At 41.4% G+C, this 203-nt stretch carries 1 rRNA gene; it reads left to right on the top strand.

The window, feature by feature from the left end:
- Positions 1 to 133: 133 nt before the first annotated feature.
- Positions 134 to 203, top strand: a 5S ribosomal RNA gene (gene rrf, locus AC1M9H_RS14455); the annotation flags it as partial.

Here is a 203-nt window from a genome sequence, read left to right as displayed (position 1 = left end):
TTGATTTAGTTAGATAAAACGCTAAACTGCACAAATTAAAGCAACTCAAATAGCTGTTAATAACTTCTTTGACCAAGCAAAGGCACGCAAACAATACATGCGAATAAGACCCAAGCAAAGTCACAACAGTTGTGCTGGCGACAATAGCAAGAGTGAACCACCTGATCCCTTCCCGAACTCAGAAGTGAAACCTCTTAGCGCTG

It is taken from the genome of Acinetobacter sp. ANC_7512 (genome assembly GCF_056779935.1).
Note: the sequence above shows the minus strand (reverse complement) of the source record. Positions and strands in the feature narration are given on the sequence as shown.